The sequence below is a fragment of the Pedobacter sp. MR22-3 genome, assembly GCF_026240075.1.
Taxonomy (GTDB): domain Bacteria; phylum Bacteroidota; class Bacteroidia; order Sphingobacteriales; family Sphingobacteriaceae; genus Pedobacter.
In genome coordinates, this window is sequence record NZ_JAPIVF010000008.1 from 167,451 (window position 1) to 187,027 (window position 19,577).

Consider the following 19,577-nt stretch of genomic DNA (forward strand, 5'->3'; position numbering starts at 1 on the left):
ACAAATGCAAATAAATGCACATGATTTTTATGATTTAGATTTACAGAATGCTGTAATGACGTTGATAACACATTTGAGCAACATATCACTCATTTGAATCTAAGCATTCTTTCATTCAATAAATTCATTCATTATTTTTTACTTTTAGCTCAAATTATTCAGAAAAAATGAAAAAGTTATTTTCGCTAGCCCTCATCTTAGGGATGAGTTGGTATTCCGTTTCGGCTCAGGAGCTTTATATGCCCCGAAATATCAAAGCTGCCTATCAAAAGGGAACACGTTCCATGAATGGGCAGCCTGGTCCCAATTACTGGCAAAATCATGGCCGCTACCAGATGGACATCAAAGTAGATGCAGAAACTAAAATAGTAAGCGGGCAGGAAGAAATTATATACAGCAATAACAGCAATGATACCCTGAATGTATTAGCCATTCGTTTCGTAAACAATTTGCATAAGCCTACTTCACCGCGTAGTGGCTCAGTAAGCGAAGATTTCTTATCCAGCGGCTTAAATATTTCTGCTTTTGCGGTTGATGGGGAAACCTATAAGATAGACAGCAAAGGCTGGGGAACAGTTGGAAACGTAAAACTGAAAAAACCATTAAACCCGAAATCGAAAATTACGGTCAAAATAGACTGGGATTATCCATTATCTAAAGAAAGTGGTCGTGAAGGACAAATAGACCCCAATTCATTTTTTGTGGCTTACAGCTATCCGCGTATTTCTGTATATGATGATTACAATGGCTGGGACCGGATTCCGCATACCGACAGGGCAGAATTTTACAACGATTTTAATGATTATGTTTTCACTGTAAAAGCGCCAAAAAATTATGTGGTTTATGCCACCGGCGATTTTTTAAACCCTGATGAAGTGCTTCAGCCAGAAATTGCTGCCCGTTTAAAAAAATCGTATAAAGCAGATGAAGTGGTTCATATTGCCACTGCTGAAGAATTAAAGAACGGAAAAGTTACTGTACAAAAAGACTGGAATACCTGGAAATTTAAAGTTGATCACATTACAGATGTTACTTTTGCGTTGAGTAATCATTATGTTTGGGATGGTGGCAGTGTGGTTGTAGATGCTAGAACCGGCCGCAGGGCCAGTGCACAGGCAGCTTATAATCCAGCTACCGGTAAAGATTTTCTAAATTCGGTGAAGTACAACATCAATGCCTTATCCTGGTTTTCGAACAACTGGCCTGGCATTCCATATCCTTATGCCAAAACAATTGCCTTTCAGGGCTTTGCAGATATGGAGTTTCCCATGATGGTGAATGATTCTAACTTCGGCGATCCTGTTTTTGCACAATTGGTTCAGGATCATGAGGTGGCGCACACTTATTTCCCTTTTTACATGGGTATTAACGAAACCCGTTACGCTTACATGGATGAAGGCTGGGCCACTACTTTTGAATACTTAATTGGTATCGCTGAACATGGTCAGCAGGCCGCGGATGATTTTTACAAAAAATTCAGGGTAAACAACTACATCAATGATCAATCTACAGAAGAAGATCAGCCTGTGATTTCCATGTCAGATCAGGTTTCGGGTGCAGGTTACGGGAATAATTCGTACGGAAAGGCTTCATTATCTTACCTGGCATTGAAAGATATGCTGGGCGACGTTCTTTTCAAGAAAGCATTGCACCACTATATGAACACCTGGAATGGCAAACATCCTATTCCATGGGATTATTTCAATTCGATGAATGCAGGTTCAGGACAAAACCTGAACTGGTTTTTCCAGAATTGGTTTTTCACCAACAACTATCTGGATTTAGCAGTTGAAAAAGTAACTGCAGCAAAAGAAAAATCAGCTGTTACCGTTAAAAACGTTGGTGGTTTTGCTATTCCTTTTGATGTGGTGGTAATTTATGCTGACGGCAAAAAAGAAACCCTTCATCAAACACCTGTAGTTTGGAAAACCAATCAGAAAGAAGTAGTGATCAATATCCCATCAGCCAGGAAAATTACATCCGTTACATTGGATAACGGCATTTATGTAGATGCTACTCCAAAAGATAATATTTACGAAGTAAAATAATACCGTTTTACAGTTTTCAGTTGGCAATCGTAAATAGCCAACTGAAAACTGTAAATTAAAAAACACTAACTGTTCTCTGCTTTAAACGTGGCTTCGTGTTTAACCGGAAAATTCAGTGAGTTGGCGATAAAGCACATTTTATTGGCTTCCTGATGTAGCGATTCTGCCAGTTCGACATGAGCCTTATCCGCGATTAAAACCTGAGGGTGCAAGGTTACTTCTTTAAACTTTCCGCTCCCGTCTGCCAGTTCCTCCATAGTTCCAACGGCCTTATCCTGATAATCAATGACCACAATTTCATTTTTCGAGCAAAGGTGTAAATACCAGAGCATATGGCAACTGGATATCGCGGCCAGCAATAGGTCTTCGGGATTATACTTAGTTTTATCACCCAGGAAGGCAGAATCTGATGAGCCCAAAATATCGGCTTTACCATCAACGGTTATGGTATAATCACGATCGTATGAACGATAATCCATTGTTCCGGAACCTTTATTGCCCGTCCACGTAATGGTTGTTGAATATAAATGATCTTTCGGCATAATATATCTGAGTTAGATTTGGAATCAATTTAAGAAAATAGCTTTAAATTCTAAGCAGCAATTACAAGTATAGAATAAAATGTAACTATAAAAAACCCTGCAGCTTATCAGCAAGCACCTCCGAAATTTTGCGATATGAGTCAAAAGTCCAGCCGCCTACATGCGGAGTTAAAATAACCTTTTCATTTTTCTTCAATTCTTCGTACCAGTCTTGCGTTGCCAGGGCAGGGAATTTTTCAGTTTCCAGTACATCTAAACCGGCACCTAAAATCTTACCAGATTTAATGGCATTCAAAACAGCTTTGGTATTGACCACCTCTCCCCTTGCGGTATTGATGAAGAAAATTGGTTTCTTAAAATGGAAGAAATATTCATCATCAACCATTTGCCGGGTTTCAGCAGTGAGTGGAATATGCAGACTCAGCACATCGCTATGTTTTACAATCTCTTCCATACTTACCTCACGCGCAAAAGCATCGCTAAAGCCTGTTTTATATTTGTCATAGGCCATTACATCCACTTCAAAACCTGCCAGTTTCTTCGCAAAACTTTGTCCCATAAAACCGTAACCGATAATCCCTACCTTTTTACCTTTCAATTCGTAACCTCTGTTACCTTCACGATCCCAAATTCCATTTCTAATTTCCAAATCGGCCTTGCGGAAGTTGTTCATCAGTGAAAGCAACAATCCGGTAGCATGTTCTCCAACAGCATCGCAATTTCCTTCCGGAGCATTGATTAGTTCAATATTTCTTTCAAATGCGATTTTATCATCAATATTATCTAAACCGGCACCGGCTCTGGCCACAAACTTTAAATTTGGGGCCGCTGCAAAAATCTCAGTATCGATTCTAAACTTCGTCCGCACTGCAATCCCTACATAATCCTTGATTTTATCCAGCGTTTGCTGACGCGTAATTTGTGGTTCATCATCAACTTCATAACCCATTGCAATGGCCCTTTCCTTAAAAACCGGGTGTAAATCATCAACGATTAATATTTTTTTCATTGTGTAAATTTTATTTCAGACGTTTTTGAAATCAAACAAAAGTAACATTTTATGAAAGGCTTCCACACTTCAAAAGCGCTTATTTATCTAAAGCCTTTCGCATCATTGAGACTCACAAAAATATTACTATAAAACCGCTGTAATAAAATAGTTACGCCATGCTTATTAAACTTAGTTGCTGTTACTTTGTCTCCCTTTACAATACATACACAAATTTTAATCTTTAATGAGACTTATACACTTACGTGCCATACCACTTGCCCTTTTATTTTTAAGTTTAACGTTTAACCTTTTTGCCCAAAGCGGGGGCAAAGCAAAAATTACCGGCGTATTAAAAGACGCTAAAACCCAAGAAACTATTCCGTTTGCTACCGCTGTTTTAATTGACAAAGCAACCGCAAAGAATGTTAAAATCGCACAGACTGACCTTAACGGGGCCTTTACCATGGCTGATTTACCTAATGGGAATTTTACTTTTAAAATCAGTTTTGTAGGCTATCAAACCATGGTAAGGGATAATGTTGCCATTACCGCAGCCACTGGAACTTTAAACTTTGGCGATATAAAAATGAATGCGGCTAAAGGCAATATTTTAAGTGAGGTAACCGTAACCGGCCAGAAACAAGGCATGCAGATGGGGATTGATAAAAAAATCTTCTCTGTTGACCAAAGTGTGATCAGCGAAGGTGGTTCCGCAACTGATTTATTGCAAAATGTGCCTTCCGTTTCCACCGATATGGACGGGAATGTAAGTTTACGTGGTTCAACAGGTGTCCGGGTTTTAATTGATGGCAAGCCTTCTTTAATTGCCGGCGGAAACGTAGCACAGATTTTAGCTTCCATTCCGGCCAGTTCTATTGAAAGTGTAGAGGTAATCACTAATCCTTCAGCCAAATATGATGCGGAAGGTCAGTCGGGCATTATCAACATTGTTTTAAAGAAAAACACTAAATTAGGTTTTAATGGTTCAGCAGCCATTACTGCCGGTAACCGCGACAATTATAATGCAAATACCAATTTGAGTTTTCAGAACAGTAAGGTAAATATTTACGGAAACTACAGCTATCGTTATGGCAACCGCCTTGGTGGAGGTTATCAGGATATTTTTTATAAATCTGACTCCTCAAGAACAGCTTACACCAGCCAGGCAACCCGTTCAAATTCTTTGGATAAGGGACATAATGCTAAAGCTGGTTTGGATTATTACCTGACACCTAAAAGTGTAATCAGTTTATCCGGGGGGTTCAACTCCAGGGAAAATGAGCGAAATGAGTTGCTCGACATCAAACAATTGAACCGTGCACAAACGCCGCTTTCATTAAGTAATAGAACAAATCTAAACGATGGTTATGGAAGTAGCTATGATTTAAATCTGGATTTCGTTCAGAAGTTTAAAAAACCTAAGCAAGAGTTAACTTTTAATTTCGGCTATTCGAACGGAGATAATAACAACGACCAAACGTATAGCACCACCACCACAAATAGAAATAATATTCCCATCAATGAGAATCTGAGTTTGCAACGTGTTTTCAACAGAGGAGATAATTCAAACTATAACATCCAGACAGATTATACCATGCCTGTGGGTAAAGCAGGTAAATTGGAGGCTGGATACCGGAGTCAGATTCGTTTGGCCGGCAACAATCAATATGCAGATTCTATCTTAACCAATACAAGTATTTACATACAAAACAATAAGCTGATTAACAATTTTGACAGCAAAGACCAGGTTCATGCACTTTACTTAAACTATCAGAATCAAATTAAGGATTTCGGTTATCAGCTGGGTTTAAGGGCTGAAGATGCACGGTTAGATACCCACTTAGATGGCTATACCAATAATATATTAACCTCAAACGAAGGAAATATTCACTATAAAAGATTATATCCGAGTGTATTTTTAACACAGAAGCTGAAAGGCGACAACCAGGTTCAGCTGAGCTATACACGCCGGGTAAACCGTCCGCGGCCATGGGATACCAATCCATTTCTGGATGTTTCTGATCCATTTAACTACAGAGGTGGTAACCCCAATCTATTGCCAGAAGATGTACACTCATTTGAGTTGGGCTACAGCAAATACTGGAAAAAAGTAACCTTAACTTCCAGCTTGTATTTCCGCCAAACCAATGATGTGATTCAAAGGGTAAGAAGCTCACCTGTTAATGGAATCATCACCACCACACCGCAAAACTTATCTCGCCAGATCAACAGCGGTCTGGAACTGATCGGCCGTTTTGATTTGGTAAAAGCCTTAAATTTTACCACCAATGTAAACCTTTACCAGGCAAAATTTGCTGGTGATACCAGATTTGACATCCCCACCAGCAGTGGTTTTAGCTGGAATGCCAACTTAACTGCGAACTTAACGGTAGTGAAGAATTTATCGGTACAGGTTCGTGGTGATTACCGCGCCCCTGAGGTAATGGCACAGGGAAAGCGTAATGCCATGTATGGCATTGATGGCGGTGCCAAATACGACTTCCCGAATAAAAAAGCTTCATTAAGCTTCAACGTGAGAGATGTATTTAACACCAGAAGATGGAGCATGACTACTGAAGATAAATTTACAATTGTGGATTTTGAACGCCAGATGCAGGGAACAATGGGAAATTTAACCTTCTCTTACCGTTTCGGAAAAACGACATTTAGCAATGTAAAAAAACAGAAAAAAGATGAGCAACAGGATAACCGACCTGATGAAGGTTCATTCTAAATAATAGTAAGGCGTTTCGACTATCGGAACACCTTTTGTTTAATTACATCGTGTAAAAATGATATTCATTATCTTGCGCTATGGAAGATCAAAACCCTTGGAAGACACTTGACAGTGAAGTAAAATACGATAATAACTGGATCAGGGTTACCGAACATCAGGTGATTAATCCATCTGGTGGCGCCGGTATTTATGGCGAAGTCCATTTTAAAAACTTTGCCATTGGCATCTTAGCACTGGATGAAGAAAACAATACCTGGCTGGTGGGGCAATATCGCTTTCCGCTTAAAGCCTATAGCTGGGAAATTCCGGAAGGCGGCGGTCCTTTGAATGAAGAGCCGCTGGAAAGTGCCCGGCGCGAACTTCTGGAGGAAACCGGATTAAGTGCTAAAAACTGGCGGGAAATTCAGCGCATGCACCTTTCCAATTCAGTAAGTGATGAACTGGCCATCATCTATCTGGCCACCGGTCTGATCCAGGGAATCGCCATGCCCGAAGAAACGGAGCAGTTAGTGGTAAAGAAAATTGCCTTTGAAGAAGCCTGTCAAATGGTTTTAAATGGGACAATAACTGATTCGATGAGTGTTGCTGCCATTATGAAAGTAAAGCTGATGATTTTAAACGGCGAAATCTAATGATTACCTTTGCCGCATTAATTTTTTAATCAAATGAGTAAGCTTTTCGGCTATATCTTAAGCCCTGTTTTCTATTTCTTCTTTGGCTTAACGCTTTGCATTTTTCACCCCATCCAGTGGATTTGCCATCGGTTTTTCGGATACAAGGCGCATAAAGTTTCTGTTGATATCCTGAACTTTTTTCTCACCTATTGCCAGGTGTTTTTATTGAATTCGGTTATTTTTAAAAACGATTACAGCCTGCCAACCCATCGGCCCATAATTTTTGTGGCAAACCACCAGAGTATGTATGATATTCCCACACTCATCTGGTTCCTGAGAAGATACAGCGCCAAGTTTATTTCTAAAATAGAACTGACCAAAGGCATTCCGTCCATTTCCATCAACCTCAGAGTAGGTGGTGGTGCAAACATCAACAGGAAAGACAATAAGCAGGCCATCTCTGAAATTATCAAACTTGGCCGCAGGATGCAGCAAAATAACTGGAGTACAGTTATTTTTCCTGAAGGCACCCGCGCAAAAGACGGACAGGTTAAAACCTTCCAGTTTGGCGGCATTGCCACCCTTTTGAAAGCAGTTCCAAATGCACTGGTGGTGCCTGTTGCCATTGAAAATTCCTGGAAAATTGTTCGCTTCGGCATGTTTCCCTTAACTACCGGAAATGCGTTACGCTGGACCGTTCTAAACCCCATAGACCCAGAAGGAAAAACAGCAAACGAGATTACACTGGAAGCAGAAACAGAAATCAGGAAGGTGTTAGGACAAGAAATGACTTAGTATCGAAACCTTGGTATGGGGTCTCAAGATGTTAGTATCAGGTATCAGAACTATTGACTCCGGATTAAAGACTCCAGACTAAAAGCTAAATATTCTTATTTCCAATTACTTTGAAAAACTCGTCACGGTAGGTATCTCCAACCGGAATGATTTTCTGATTAATCGTAATTCTGCTTCGTTCAATACTTTCTATTTTATCTACCGCTATAATGTACGATTTGTGTACGCGGATAAACTGACTTTGCGGTAAGGCCTCCTCCATTTTCTTCATACTCTGAAGCGTAATTACCCGCTCCGTTTTAGTGAAAATAGAAATATAATCTTTCAAACCTTCAATGAAAAGGATGTCATGAAGGTAAATTTTCTGAATTTTATGTTCTGTTTTCACAAAAATATAATCCTGAACAGGATTTGCAGGTGCAGAAAATGGTGCCGGTGTAACAATAGGTTGCGCTACGCTTACAGGTGCTTCAGCCGGTTTAAATTGTTTGTGAACCTTCTCTACTGCTTTGTAAAAACGATCAAATGCAATAGGCTTCAAAAGATAGTCTGATACGTTAAGATCATAACTTTCCAGGGCATACTGCGGATAAGCTGTAGTTAAAATATAATGGCATTTGTTCCCGGCAATTTTCAGGAATTGAATTCCGGTAAGTTCCGGCATCTGAATATCGAGAAAAACCAGGTCAATCCCCCCTGCCTGAACAATTTGCAAAGCTTCTATGGGATTTTCGCACCTTTTAACAAAATTTAAAAAGGGCACCTTTGAAATATAATCCTGAAGGATATCCAGTGCCAAAGGCTCATCATCAACAACAATGCAGTTTAAATTCATTTTAAGTTTATCGTTTTAATTCATGATTTTTTATAAAATCCGCTGGTGTGGCTTCCGGATTAAATATCAATCATCAGTTCGCAGGTATAATGAGTAGCCGAATTTACAACATTTAATTTATATCTGTCAGGATAAACCAATTGTAATCTTCTTTCTACATTGGTTAAACCCACTCCGCCCTGCGCATCTTTATTCTGATTATTTTTTTTATTCACCACACTGAAATGAAGAATTTTCTGGTTGGCGATGATGTTAATTTTTACCGGGTGCCCGGGATCATTGACTACGCCATGTTTAAAGGCATTCTCCACAAAAGAAATCAGCATTAGCGGCACAATTTTCTGATCATCAATTTCCCCGTTTAAAACCATCTCAATATATGCCCCATCCTTAAACCTGATTTTCTGCAAATCAATATAGTTGGTTAAGTAATCAACTTCTTTACTTAAAGATACCGTAGGCGTATTGCTTTCATAGATCATGTAACGCATAATTTCAGAGAGCTTCATGATCGCATCAGCTGTTTTATCAGATTTCTGATAGGCCAGCGAGTAAATATTGTTCAGTGAGTTGAATAAAAAATGAGGGTTTAACTGCGACTTTAAAAACTGCAGCTCCATTTCGCGGCGTTCACTTTCCAGGTTTCGCTGAATGCGTTCATTTGCAAACCAGTCTGCCGCAAATTTGATCAGGCAACTGGAAACCAGAAAGAAGCCACACAAAAACAACTGCGCGAAGAAGTATTGATCTGCAGTGATCGCTTTTCGCCTGCCTTCATTCATATACTCCATCATCTCCCTCGGATTTAACACTGCAATTGCCGTTTTGACAAATGCCGTTACACCCAGCAGAATAATAAAAATGAAGATATAAAGAAAGTATCTCTTTTTCTTTTTAATGAATTGCGGGATGAGGATCAGGTAATTGATGTAAAAAAGTGAAACATTAATAATTCCGAATAGTACAAGCGATAATATAAAGTGCTTTATATTTTTAGTTTCAGAATCAAAAAATATGCTTAGTGCAATTATGATTAAGATAGCTGCCCAATACAGTGCATGCAATATGATAGGTCCCTTACTTTTCGTCATTATTTTTCGCTTATTCATCAATTGTGTTTATACTTTCGATGAGCGCATCCAAAATAAATAAAGTTTCTATTTTTAGATAATACAATCTACCAACTGCCTTTTTTTTTCTACGAACAGGCTAAACGGCCTAAATTATCGACCAACACCAATTTTTATCGATAAACGCCGAAATGGCCTGTTGATCTAGAATCTTTAACGCTTGGTATAATACATTTTAGCAGCTTGGTTTTCTTCAGTTTCTTTGAATCATCAAAACGAAACAATTATGAAACACGCATCAGCCATTCACTTCAATAATCAAACAGTATTTACTGATGCTACTTTCAACATCGCTCCACTTAAATTATCAGTTATGAAAAAATTAGCCAATACCTCGCCATTTTTACTTTTATTATTACCGGTTTTTATGATGATGATATTAACGCTTACGGTTAATACCAATCCAAATGAAGCTGAAATTGTAGTAAAACCAGCCAAGGCATCTACCTCAGTGGTGAAACAAGCTACGGCTATTTTCAAATAACATATGCCCAGCTTTACCATTGAAACCGTTGGATTAAATTTCAATTTCGGACAGCAGGTTATTTTAAAAAACTTGTCGCTACAGGTTCCGAAGGGCAGTATATATGGCTTTCTTGGCCCGAATGGAGCAGGCAAAACCACTACAATAAAAATCCTGCTGAACCTCTTGAAATCTCCCTCCGATCAGGTTTTTATCTTCGGTAAAGAAATCAACAGTAACCGCATCGACATTTTAAAACAGGTAGGCGCACTGGTAGAGCAACCCGCCATTTATGGGCATCTTTCCGGAAAAGAAAACTTAATTAACCGGTGTTTGCTTTTACGCATTCACAAAAGCAAGGCTGATGAGCTGCTGGCGCTGGTTGGCTTAACAGATGCCGCAAATAAAAAATCAAGCCAATACTCGCTGGGAATGAAGCAACGCCTCGGCATTGCACTGGCGATGATTTCAGACCCTGAACTGCTGCTTTTAGATGAGCCCACAAATGGCCTGGATCCAAATGGCATCATCGAAATCAGGAATCTGATGATGGAGCTTACTGCAAAATACAACAAAACCATCCTGGTATCGAGTCACCTTTTGTCTGAAATAGAAAGAACGGCAACCCATGTTGGCATTATCAATCATGGACAATTGCTTTTTCAGGGAACCATTCAGGAACTTCAGCTATTGAACAAACCCTTACTTGAAATTGAAGTTGATCAGGTAGAAAGTGCTGGTGCTTTAATCCTGGAGAATGGATATGAAATCATGGCACAAACAAAATCCAAAATCAGTATACCTTATGCCTCTGCGGCAGAAAGCGGAATCGTCAATACCTTGTTAATAAAAAATGGTTTTACGGTAACCAGTCTCTCCATGCAAAAAAAGGACCTTGAAAATTTATTCCTGGATATTACCAAACCCGACTAATATGCGTACGCTCTACATATCATTAATATCCGAATTTTATAAATCAAGAAAAACACTGGCATTTTGGGCAGCAATATTGTTGCCGGTAATCATATGTGGATTAATCACTTTTGGTTTTTATTCCAGTTCTGAAAGAATTATTGCCTTTCATTATCCACCGATGATATTGTGGGCAAATTATAGTGGTGCGGCACTTGGCGTAATGGGGTTTCTAATTATGCCTTTCTACGTCATATTTATGGCTTTTTCGGTCAACAATATTGAACACAAAAATGATACCTGGAAAATGCTGTTTGCACAGCCCCTGAATAAATTTTCCATTTATGCAGCAAAATACCTGTATGCTGTATTTATGATATTCATCTGTTTACTGCTGTTCACATCATTAACCTTCGCCTTTGGCCATTTATTACAGGTTTTGGTGCCAAAATATAATTTTAGTCAGTATAATCCTCTACATATCCTGATCAACTCTTATGCTAAACTTTTTCTCTCTTCTTTAGGCATTTTATCACTTCAGTTTATCATGAGTTTATTTTGGAGCGATTTCCTTAAACCCATGGGCATAGGCTTTATTGGTGCCATCATGGGAATAATTATCGTAAATGTTGGATGGAAATATGCCTATTTCATCCCTTACTCTCTACCCACCCTGGCTTTGAGAATAACGAAAGTAAAGAAAGGGGCTAATCCATTGGAATTTCCGGTTTTTACACAGGAAATATGGACAAGTTTAATTTATGCAGCTATTCTTTTCATTGTTGGTTATTTTATAGTAACCAGAAAAAGCATCAAATAAGCTAGAAAAGCCAGCATCATTTTTTTGATTCAGCAGATGTTATTTTCACCCAGGAGCAGTCAGGAATAAGCCCTTTGCTATTGCGTGTGTAAAATTCTTTTTAATTACAAAAGCCTGCTTTTCTGATCATTGCTGATCAAAAGGCAGGCTTTGTTGTTTAGAGAGAGAGATGCGTTAAATGCAGAGCGTTATTCCTTATCAAAAGGACAAAATTCTTTGTTTAAATGCCCAAACAATGAGCTGGTAAGAATTGCGTAAATCAAGTTTTCTCACCATATTTCTTCTATGTGTATTAACCGTATGCTCACTGATAAAAAGCATATCGCCAATTTCTTTACTATTATAACCATTTGATAAAAGACGTACAATGTCTATTTCCCGCTCAGTTATCAAACTGGTACTTTCCTGAATTAAGACTTTGTTTATCATTTTATAAATTTAAGCGAATCACATCAGCCGTATTAACCATTAAATAATAAATGAAGGATAGTGTACTTCTAAGTTACATTTTAAGCAATTGGATCTGGTTAGGGCGGCTTTAATAGTTAAATCAATATTTTGTTTGTTTCAATAATCAAAAGTACGGGCCGCTACTGATTTATGAGTAGTAGAAATTACCCTAAATAAAAAGGTGTTTTTACGGTATAAAAAAAACCAATCGCTATTGCCTGCCATGATCTAATTTACGAATTTAGGGATCTAAATCATTTATAAATACTAATATGGAAAAAGTAAACGAATCGCAGCCTATTGATAAAAATACAGCGATAAAAATGGTTAATGCTTATAGCGAAGAGGCTACCAGACTAAACTCCGGATCATATACAAAGGCAGTATGGTTTCCTGCAGAGCAGATTCTGGCAATGGCAAAAAAAATCAGTGAAGGTAAACATGATGGTTTGCGGATTTACTTTGCGCAGTACATCGAAGAATCATTAAAAGACTTACCTGAAGATCATAGAGGAAGAAATACAGTATTATTGGTACCTACTTATGCCGCCGGCCAAACCAATGCGCGTGGGGAAAAAACGAATGCACATGAAGATGATACCGCCAATATTGAAAACAGAGGTGATCTTTGTCCTACTATGTGTGACGGAACAGAACTGTAATTTATGAATTTTTTTACCCCTATCGTTATTGCAGAACTAATTTCTCTGATTATAGCGCTAACTTTTCTATTTAAGGATAACATTTCATTCTGGAAAGTTAATATAGCCTATCTAATCATAGCATTGTCTGCAGAAGCAAGGGGATCCTATCTTTCGGCTCACCATCGCCATAACGTAGGGTTATTCAATACATTCGTCCTGTTTGAAATTGCATTTATTTCTTATGGCATGTATTATTGTTTGAAAAAATACACGAATCCAAGGCCTGTAATATTTACTGGCCTTGGTATCTGTTACTCGATTTTTATCTTTTTTACATTCAAAAATGGAATACACGTCTATAATGATGTATTCAATGATAACACGGTAAGTGTAATGTCTTTAATATTTGTGCTTTATTGCCTGTATTATTATTATAAACTTTTAAATGACGATGAAGTCCTTGATCTTAAGCATCATCCAGAGTTTTGGTGGGTAAACGGGGTTTTATTCTATTACTTTGGCGGCACAGCTATTAACCTCTTTTATGGGCTGTTTAATATCCTCATATTTGAACATATTAAGCTTCGATTATTTATTTACTATATTATCAACATTATCCTTTATAGTAATTGGATATACAGTTACATATGCAGAGCCAAACAACGCAAATTGCTATATTAATTTCGATTACAACATTTATATTCCTGCTCATGCCTTTATTTCTGATTATTTATATCAGATCATATAACAGGCATAAAAAAAATCATTTGCTGGAGAAACAGCATATGCAGCAAAAATTTGAAGCCGAAATTTTACAGGCGCGGATTGAAGTGCAGGATCAAACCATGCAAACCATTGCCACAGAATTGCATGATAATATTGGCCAGCTCCTGAGCCTTACTACATTGACACTTAATTCTGTAAACATCAACGACAGTGAAAAAGCAGAGAAAAAAATTGGCGACTCCCTTTCCTTTATTAATAAATCAATCAGAGAACTAAGAGAACTGGCAAAACTGCTGCATGGCGAACAGGTTGTCGAAAATGGAATAGGCTATGCACTGGATCAGGAAGTAAACTGGTTAAGCAAAACCGGAGCCTACGAAATAGAGGTTAACAACAGTCTTGTTGATTTAATTGAAAAATCACCGGATAAAGACCTGATCATTTTACGTTTACTACAGGAAATCATCAACAACATTATTAAACATGCCAATGCAACGGCCATTACCTTTAATGCTTACTACGAAGATAAAACCCTTCATTTACAGGTTAAAGAGAATGGAATAGGGTTTAATTATGAACAGGCAGCAGCAGCCTCCTCCGGAATGGGTTTAAATTCCATCTATAAAAGAATAGAAATGATCAATGGAAAATTAGTATTAAATTCGTCACCTAATCATGGTACTAATATTTTAATTGAAATTCCCTATCCTTAAAACATGTCTGCTCCATCTATCTCCATTGCCATCGTTGATGATCATACACTTTTCCGCTCCGGACTGGCCAGTTTATTAGATGAGTTTGATGAAATTAAAGTGCTGTTCGAAGGCATCAATGGCCAGGATCTTCAGCATAAAATTAAAAACCATCCGGATTTACAGCTTATTTTGATGGATATTAATATGCCCGTAATGGATGGTTATACCGCTACCAAATGGGTTAAAGAAAATTACCCGAACGTTAATATACTCGCCTTGAGCATGCTGGAAGACGAAAAAGCAATTATTGGTATGTTAAAGGCTGGTGCAGGCGGCTATATGCTGAAAGAATCTACTCCAAACGAACTGCTTACCGCTATCAAGGCCATCAACGAAAAAGGCTTTTATGTTAATGACCTTGTTTCTGGCCGCTTGCTGGTGGCACTCAAAGATGGTGATACCAAACCAATCTTCAGCGCACGCGAATTAACCTTCCTTCAACATTGCAGCAGCGAACTTACTTATCGAGAAATTGCAGACCTTATGAATGTGAGCCCGCGAACGGTAGACAATTACCGCGAGTCGCTGTTTGCAAAACTCAACATCAAATCCCGCACCGGACTAGTGGTTTACGCCATTAAAAATAATCTGATTAAGATATAATTATCTTTTATCGCCGGATATTTTTTCCCATATCATTTGGATAACTAATTAATTAGTTTTAACTTTAATAATGACAACATTTGTTGATCATCCTTATTGTTATGCATTATGATGGAAATTAAAGATTTAACCAAAGCCGAAGAACAAATTATGCAGGTTTTGTGGCAGTTGGAAAAAGCATTTGTTAAAGAAGTTATTGACGAACTACCTATTCCAAAGCCTGCTTATAACACAGTCTCTACCATTATCAGAATTCTGGAAACCAAAGGTTTTATCGGGCACGAGGCATTTGGAAAGGCACACCAATATTATCCGCTGATCAGCAGAGAAGATTATAAACGCCATGCGACAGAAAAACTTCTGGGAAATTATTTTGAAAACTCTGTAGAAAGTATGTTTTCATTTTTTGTTAAAGAAGAAAAGCTTGATTTAGGTGATGTAGATGAAATTTTGAAAATGATTAACAAAATTAAACGCAATCCAAAATGAGTTTCGCCCACTACTTGCTACAGGTTAACCTCTACCTGTTTGTTTTCTACGGCTTTTACAAACTGCTGTTAGATAAGGAGACCTATTTCCTGCTTAATCGCATCTATTTAGTGGCATCGGGAGTTTTATCTTTATCTATCCCTTTTATACGCATGGAATGGATTACCCGGCAGGATGTTGCTCAAAAAGTTTATACCAGTATAAACTGGGATGCTGTTTTAGAACAGGCTATAATAGTTCCGGATCATGAAAATAGTTTTAGCTGGTCAAACATCTTTGTGCTGATCTATTTTACCGGGATATTGTTTTTTCTGTTTAGGCTGGTGCTCAATTTATTAACGGTTAAAAAACTGATTCATTCCGCAAAATCGGGTTCAGCTTTTTCTTTTTTCAATAAAAAAGTGATAGATCAGCAACTACCCTTATCAAATGTTATACACGCACATGAAGATGCACATGTAAAGCAATGGCATACCTTAGATATTTTATTTTTTGAGCTTTTAGGCATTCTGACCTGGATAAACCCGGTTATTTATTTCTATAAAAAATCAATTAAAAATATACATGAGTTTCTGGCCGATCAGCATGCCGCGGCATTTCAGGGTGATAAGGCAGAATATGCCATGCTGATTCTGAGCCAGTCTTTTGGCATTATGCCTAATAGCTTAACTAACGGATTCTTTGATCAATCCCTCATCAAAAAGAGAATTTTTATGCTCCAAAAAGAAAAATCAAAAAAGGCCGCCATCTTGAAGTATGGCTTTTTTATCCCGCTTTTTGCCCTTTTAATCATTTTCTCTTCGGCTACCGTACGTAAAAACAAAAATTTATTGGAACTGTCTGATCAGATTCCTTTAGATAAACCTATTGAAATGGTGAAAGATATCGTAATATCCGATAATCCATCCGCTGAAACTTTAGCTGCCGAGAAATCAATTGCGCCGGAAGCAGGAAAGATGGATAAATCCTGGAAAGATTTTTATGCTTATTTATCCAGAACGATAAAGTATCCAACAGCAGCCAGGTCACAAGGTTTACAGGGAAATACCCAGATCAGATTTCAGTTAAAAAACCATAAGATAGTCCGCGTTGCTTCACTGGTAAATTTAGGTTCCGGTTGTGATGAAGAAGTGATGAATGCCGTGTCATCTTATACTGGTTTTAAAAACGCAATTGATGGAAATTATGCCATCAAAGTTGAATTCAGGTTAGATGAAGGTAATTCAAAGATAAAAAACCTAAATTCAGTACCTGCAGTGGCCTATACCCTATTGCCAAGCCTTCAGGTTAAGGCTTTTGCAAATCAGAATTTAACTGATCAGAATTATCAGTCTAAAGATAAAGTATTTGATTTTGTATCTATAGATCAGCAGCCTGAGTTTCCCGGTGGTATTGAAAAATTTTACCAATACCTAGGCAAAAATATTAAATATCCTAAAATGGCAGTGGATAATCATGTAAGCGGTAAAGTATTCTTAAGCTTTATCGTAGAGAAGAGTGGAGACCTTTCAGATGTTCAGATTACCAGAGGATTAGGCAGCGGGACCGATGAGGAAGCCATTAGGGTCATTTCGCAATCACCTAAATGGAATCCAGGCATTGCAAATGACAAGCCCGTAAGAGTAAAGTATAATATTACTGTGAATTTCAACTTAGCAAAAAGTAACGAGCCATCAGAAAACCCAACGCCGGCCAGAACACAAAAATTATCATTAAGATCAACAGGAAATAACAACGACACCAAATTTATTGATGGTATATTTAATGGTCTTATAATAGTTGATGGCATTAAGCTGGCAGATAATAAGCTTTTAAATAAGATAAACCCTGCCAATATTGAATCAGTAAGCATATTAAAAAATCAGGCTGCTACAAGTTTATATGGTTTAGAAGCCAAAGAAGGCGCAATGCTGATTACGACTAAAAATAGTGAAAAAAATCTATTCAGAGATTTGAATCAAAAGGAAAGCACTATTGATAAGAACATAACTGTTGACTATTTACGTGAAAAATTTTAACGGAATCAATTTATGAAAAAAGCATCAATTTTGATTACTGTACTGGCTTTGGGTTTCCATGTTTGCGCGCAACAGACAGACACGATTAAAGTCCAATCCAACATATCATTTCCAGGATGGTCTAAACCAGACAGCAAGGAACAACAATAAAAGCGAAAAAAAAAGTCTGAAAAGAAAAACTAAATAAAAAAACCTTAATAATATTTAATGATGAGAAAGCTAATAATTTTAGCCCTAATGGGCATCGCCATGTTTATTAATGCCATAAAAGCACAAAAAGTTTATGATTTTACATCTGTAGAAAAACAACCCTCCTATCCGGGTGGCATAGCAAAGTTTTATGAATACCTTGGTAAGGAAATTAAATATCCTGAGGCAGCCAAAAACAACAAAATACAGGGAAAGGTATTTGTAAGCTTTACTGTTGAAAAAAATGGAAAATTAGGCAATGTAAGAGTCACTAAAGGCCTATCAACAGAAACAGACAAAGAAGCCCTCAGGGTGATAAGAAACTCACCAGACTGGACTCCTGGCACCTTGGATAGTAAGCCAGTCAGGGTGAAGTATAATATGAATGTTAATTTCAGTTTAACAGCTGCTAATACCGAAAAAAAGGCAGCATCTAAGTCTGGAATCCAACCCGAATATCCGGGTGGCACAACTAAACTATATCGCTACCTGGCAAAAAACATAAAATATCCCGCACAGGCTAAAAAAGATAAAGTGGAAGGAAAAGTATTCTTGGCTTTTAATGTGGAGCAAGATGGTACATTATCAGATGTACGGGTTACTAAAGGGCTATCCAGAGAAACTGATGCCGAAGCACTTAGGGTAATGAAATCTGCACCGAAATGGAACCCGGCTATTGATGCAAACGGACACCCGGTTAAAGTTAAATATCAAATGGCCATTAACTTTATAATGAGCTAAGGCAGTTTATTAAACATCAAACACAAAACCCCTGCTTAAAAATAGCCGGGGTTTTGTGTTTTCTCTCCTGTCTCGGAAGTTTAAATCTATAAATTATTTAATGTATATACAAATTTTACAGAATATAATTTCAAATAACAATATTTTTAATATGCTGACATAGAAATATTTATGTTTCACAAACTTATATTTTGTTCACTTTGATTTCACTTGGAATTAAAAAGCCCCAAACCAGGTTTGAGGCTTAAGATTCAACTTTGCAGCTGAATGCACAGTATATTTTTAAACTGTTTCTTCTGAAACAAATTTCGCACTGGCAAAGTCACGGTTCATTCGCGCAATGTTCTCTAAAGAGATTCCTTTAGGGCACTCCGCTTCACAGGCACCCGTATTGGTACAGTTACCAAAACCTTCGGCATCCATTTGCGCCACCATACTTTGTACGCGACGATAACGCTCTGGCTGACCTTGTGGTAATAATGCCAGCTGAGAAATTTTAGCCGATACGAATAACATGGCAGATGCATTTTTACAGGTAGCCACACAAGCACCACAACCAATACAGGCAGCAGCTTCGAAAGCAGCATCAGCCTGCATTTTTGGAATCGGAAGACTATTGGCATCCTGTGCATTACCCGTGTTAACAGAAATAAAACCACCTGCTGCAATTACCCGATCAAAGGCTGAACGATCAACAGTTAAATCTTTTACAACCGGAAAAGCTGCTGCTCTCCATGGCTCTACAACAATAGTATCGCCATCTTTAAAAGAGCGCATGTGCAACTGGCAGGTTGTAACCAGGTCTTTCGGACCGTGCGGACGACCATTAATGAACATGGAGCACATCCCACAAATACCTTCACGGCAATCGTGATCAAATACAACCGGCTCTTCGCCTTTAGTGATCAGATCTTCGTTTAACACATCGAACATCTCCAGGAATGACATATCCGGAGAAATACCAGCTAATTTATAATCTACCAAAGCACCTTTGGTATTGTTATTTTTTTGACGCCAAACTTTTAGCGTTAAGTTCATATTTCCTGTACTCATGATATTGAGATTTTGGACATTA

Annotated in this window: 19 protein-coding genes; 13 read left to right on the plus strand and 6 right to left on the minus strand. The window is 38.0% G+C overall.

Features of this window, described 5'->3' with window-relative positions; translation table 11 throughout:
* Window positions 1–167: 167 nt before the first annotated feature.
* Window positions 168–2,048: a M1 family metallopeptidase gene (locus OQ267_RS20050; protein ID WP_265837735.1), complete on the plus strand. Its 1,881-nt coding sequence runs from the start codon at window positions 168–170 to the stop codon at window positions 2,046–2,048.
* 65 nt (window positions 2,049–2,113) lie between these two features.
* Here the strand turns inward: OQ267_RS20050 and OQ267_RS20055 are convergent, their stop codons facing one another.
* On the minus strand, window positions 2,114–2,590 hold the full coding sequence (locus OQ267_RS20055; protein WP_265837736.1) for an OsmC family protein: 477 nt from the start codon (window positions 2,588–2,590) through the stop codon (window positions 2,114–2,116).
* Window positions 2,591–2,675: 85 nt separating this feature from the next.
* A complete protein-coding gene (locus OQ267_RS20060) occupies window positions 2,676–3,599 on the minus strand; it encodes a 2-hydroxyacid dehydrogenase (RefSeq protein ID WP_265837737.1) in 924 nt (307 codons plus the stop codon).
* Window positions 3,600–3,825: 226 nt separating this feature from the next.
* Between OQ267_RS20060 and OQ267_RS20065 the strand changes: the two genes are divergently transcribed.
* The 3 genes from OQ267_RS20065 (at window position 3,826) to OQ267_RS20075 (ending at window position 7,727) form a co-directional block, all read left to right on the plus strand.
* Window positions 3,826–6,315 (plus strand): TonB-dependent receptor domain-containing protein, encoded by a 2,490-nt coding sequence (locus tag OQ267_RS20065; protein WP_088302496.1) that lies wholly within the window; start codon window positions 3,826–3,828, stop codon window positions 6,313–6,315.
* Window positions 6,316–6,395: 80 nt separating this feature from the next.
* Window positions 6,396–6,950: an NUDIX domain-containing protein gene (locus tag OQ267_RS20070; RefSeq protein ID WP_088302495.1), complete on the plus strand. Its 555-nt coding sequence runs from the start codon at window positions 6,396–6,398 to the stop codon at window positions 6,948–6,950.
* Window positions 6,951–6,983: 33 nt separating this feature from the next.
* Complete coding sequence (locus tag OQ267_RS20075; protein WP_088302494.1) at window positions 6,984–7,727, plus strand: lysophospholipid acyltransferase family protein; 744 nt, start codon at window positions 6,984–6,986, stop codon at window positions 7,725–7,727.
* 85 nt (window positions 7,728–7,812) lie between these two features.
* On the opposite strand, the gene OQ267_RS20080 is transcribed toward OQ267_RS20075, so the two are convergent.
* Both OQ267_RS20080 and OQ267_RS20085 read right to left on the minus strand, forming a co-directional pair.
* A complete protein-coding gene (locus OQ267_RS20080) occupies window positions 7,813–8,562 on the minus strand; it encodes a LytR/AlgR family response regulator transcription factor (RefSeq protein WP_088302493.1) in 750 nt (249 codons plus the stop codon).
* 59 nt (window positions 8,563–8,621) lie between these two features.
* Window positions 8,622–9,671 carry a sensor histidine kinase gene (locus OQ267_RS20085; protein WP_265837739.1) on the minus strand — a complete coding sequence of 350 codons (1,050 nt, stop codon included), beginning with the start codon at window positions 9,669–9,671 and terminating at the stop codon, window positions 8,622–8,624.
* Window positions 9,672–9,918: 247 nt separating this feature from the next.
* On the opposite strand from OQ267_RS20085, the gene OQ267_RS20090 reads away from it, so the two are divergent.
* From OQ267_RS20090 to OQ267_RS20100, 3 genes are read left to right on the plus strand one after another with little or no spacing between them, the layout of a single operon-like run.
* Complete coding sequence (locus OQ267_RS20090; protein WP_088302491.1) at window positions 9,919–10,176, plus strand: hypothetical protein; 258 nt, start codon at window positions 9,919–9,921, stop codon at window positions 10,174–10,176.
* Window positions 10,177–10,179: 3 nt separating this feature from the next.
* Window positions 10,180–11,088, plus strand: a complete 909-nt coding sequence (locus OQ267_RS20095) for an ABC transporter ATP-binding protein (protein WP_265837741.1) — start codon at window positions 10,180–10,182, stop codon at window positions 11,086–11,088.
* Window position 11,089: 1 nt separating this feature from the next.
* Window positions 11,090–11,887, plus strand: coding sequence for an ABC transporter permease (locus OQ267_RS20100; protein ID WP_265837743.1), 798 nt, complete (start codon window positions 11,090–11,092; stop codon window positions 11,885–11,887).
* Between the two features lie 198 nt (window positions 11,888–12,085).
* Here OQ267_RS20100 and OQ267_RS20105 read toward each other — a convergent pair whose 3' ends face one another.
* Complete coding sequence (locus OQ267_RS20105; RefSeq protein WP_088302488.1) at window positions 12,086–12,316, minus strand: response regulator transcription factor; 231 nt, start codon at window positions 12,314–12,316, stop codon at window positions 12,086–12,088.
* A 293-nt stretch (window positions 12,317–12,609) separates the two neighbouring features.
* On the opposite strand from OQ267_RS20105, the gene OQ267_RS20110 reads away from it, so the two are divergent.
* The 6 genes from OQ267_RS20110 to OQ267_RS20135 all read left to right on the plus strand — a co-directional run bounded on the left by OQ267_RS20110 (window position 12,610) and on the right by OQ267_RS20135 (window position 18,502).
* Window positions 12,610–12,999 (plus strand): hypothetical protein, encoded by a 390-nt coding sequence (locus OQ267_RS20110; protein ID WP_265820146.1) that lies wholly within the window; start codon window positions 12,610–12,612, stop codon window positions 12,997–12,999.
* Window positions 13,000–13,691: 692 nt separating this feature from the next.
* Complete coding sequence (locus tag OQ267_RS20115; RefSeq protein ID WP_265820147.1) at window positions 13,692–14,420, plus strand: sensor histidine kinase; 729 nt, start codon at window positions 13,692–13,694, stop codon at window positions 14,418–14,420.
* A 3-nt stretch (window positions 14,421–14,423) separates the two neighbouring features.
* Window positions 14,424–15,065: a response regulator transcription factor gene (locus OQ267_RS20120; RefSeq protein ID WP_088302484.1), complete on the plus strand. Its 642-nt coding sequence runs from the start codon at window positions 14,424–14,426 to the stop codon at window positions 15,063–15,065.
* A 111-nt stretch (window positions 15,066–15,176) separates the two neighbouring features.
* A complete protein-coding gene (locus tag OQ267_RS20125) occupies window positions 15,177–15,554 on the plus strand; it encodes a BlaI/MecI/CopY family transcriptional regulator (RefSeq protein ID WP_088302600.1) in 378 nt (125 codons plus the stop codon).
* Complete coding sequence (locus tag OQ267_RS20130) at window positions 15,551–17,572, plus strand: M56 family metallopeptidase protein (protein ID WP_265837746.1); 2,022 nt, start codon at window positions 15,551–15,553, stop codon at window positions 17,570–17,572. Before OQ267_RS20125 ends, OQ267_RS20130 begins: the two co-directional genes overlap by 4 nt.
* A gap of 207 nt (window positions 17,573–17,779) precedes the next feature.
* Window positions 17,780–18,502, plus strand: a complete 723-nt coding sequence (locus tag OQ267_RS20135; RefSeq protein WP_265837747.1) for an energy transducer TonB — start codon at window positions 17,780–17,782, stop codon at window positions 18,500–18,502.
* 282 nt (window positions 18,503–18,784) lie between these two features.
* Here the strand turns inward: OQ267_RS20135 and OQ267_RS20140 are convergent, their stop codons facing one another.
* Window positions 18,785–19,555 carry a succinate dehydrogenase/fumarate reductase iron-sulfur subunit gene (locus OQ267_RS20140; RefSeq protein WP_265820152.1) on the minus strand — a complete coding sequence of 257 codons (771 nt, stop codon included), beginning with the start codon at window positions 19,553–19,555 and terminating at the stop codon, window positions 18,785–18,787.
* Between the last annotated feature and the right edge of the window lie 22 nt (window positions 19,556–19,577).

Coding starts and splice junctions, on each gene's coding strand:
- OQ267_RS20050 (WP_265837735.1), top strand. CDS start 168: ATGAAAAAGTTATTTTCGCTAGCCCTCATCTTAGGGATGAGTTGGTAT.
- OQ267_RS20095 (WP_265837741.1), top strand. CDS start 10,180: ATGCCCAGCTTTACCATTGAAACCGTTGGATTAAATTTCAATTTCGGA.
- OQ267_RS20060 (WP_265837737.1), bottom strand. CDS start 3,599: ATGAAAAAAATATTAATCGTTGATGATTTACACCCGGTTTTTAAGGAA.
- OQ267_RS20100 (WP_265837743.1), top strand. CDS start 11,090: ATGCGTACGCTCTACATATCATTAATATCCGAATTTTATAAATCAAGA.
- OQ267_RS20085 (WP_265837739.1), bottom strand. CDS start 9,671: ATGAATAAGCGAAAAATAATGACGAAAAGTAAGGGACCTATCATATTG.
- OQ267_RS20120 (WP_088302484.1), top strand. CDS start 14,424: ATGTCTGCTCCATCTATCTCCATTGCCATCGTTGATGATCATACACTT.
- OQ267_RS20140 (WP_265820152.1), bottom strand. CDS start 19,555: ATGAGTACAGGAAATATGAACTTAACGCTAAAAGTTTGGCGTCAAAAA.
- OQ267_RS20075 (WP_088302494.1), top strand. CDS start 6,984: ATGAGTAAGCTTTTCGGCTATATCTTAAGCCCTGTTTTCTATTTCTTC.
- OQ267_RS20055 (WP_265837736.1), bottom strand. CDS start 2,590: ATGCCGAAAGATCATTTATATTCAACAACCATTACGTGGACGGGCAAT.
- OQ267_RS20105 (WP_088302488.1), bottom strand. CDS start 12,316: ATGATAAACAAAGTCTTAATTCAGGAAAGTACCAGTTTGATAACTGAG.
- OQ267_RS20115 (WP_265820147.1), top strand. CDS start 13,692: ATGCCTTTATTTCTGATTATTTATATCAGATCATATAACAGGCATAAA.
- OQ267_RS20125 (WP_088302600.1), top strand. CDS start 15,177: ATGGAAATTAAAGATTTAACCAAAGCCGAAGAACAAATTATGCAGGTT.
- OQ267_RS20135 (WP_265837747.1), top strand. CDS start 17,780: ATGATGAGAAAGCTAATAATTTTAGCCCTAATGGGCATCGCCATGTTT.
- OQ267_RS20080 (WP_088302493.1), bottom strand. CDS start 8,562: ATGAATTTAAACTGCATTGTTGTTGATGATGAGCCTTTGGCACTGGAT.
- OQ267_RS20130 (WP_265837746.1), top strand. CDS start 15,551: ATGAGTTTCGCCCACTACTTGCTACAGGTTAACCTCTACCTGTTTGTT.
- OQ267_RS20110 (WP_265820146.1), top strand. CDS start 12,610: ATGGAAAAAGTAAACGAATCGCAGCCTATTGATAAAAATACAGCGATA.
- OQ267_RS20090 (WP_088302491.1), top strand. CDS start 9,919: ATGAAACACGCATCAGCCATTCACTTCAATAATCAAACAGTATTTACT.
- OQ267_RS20065 (WP_088302496.1), top strand. CDS start 3,826: ATGAGACTTATACACTTACGTGCCATACCACTTGCCCTTTTATTTTTA.
- OQ267_RS20070 (WP_088302495.1), top strand. CDS start 6,396: ATGGAAGATCAAAACCCTTGGAAGACACTTGACAGTGAAGTAAAATAC.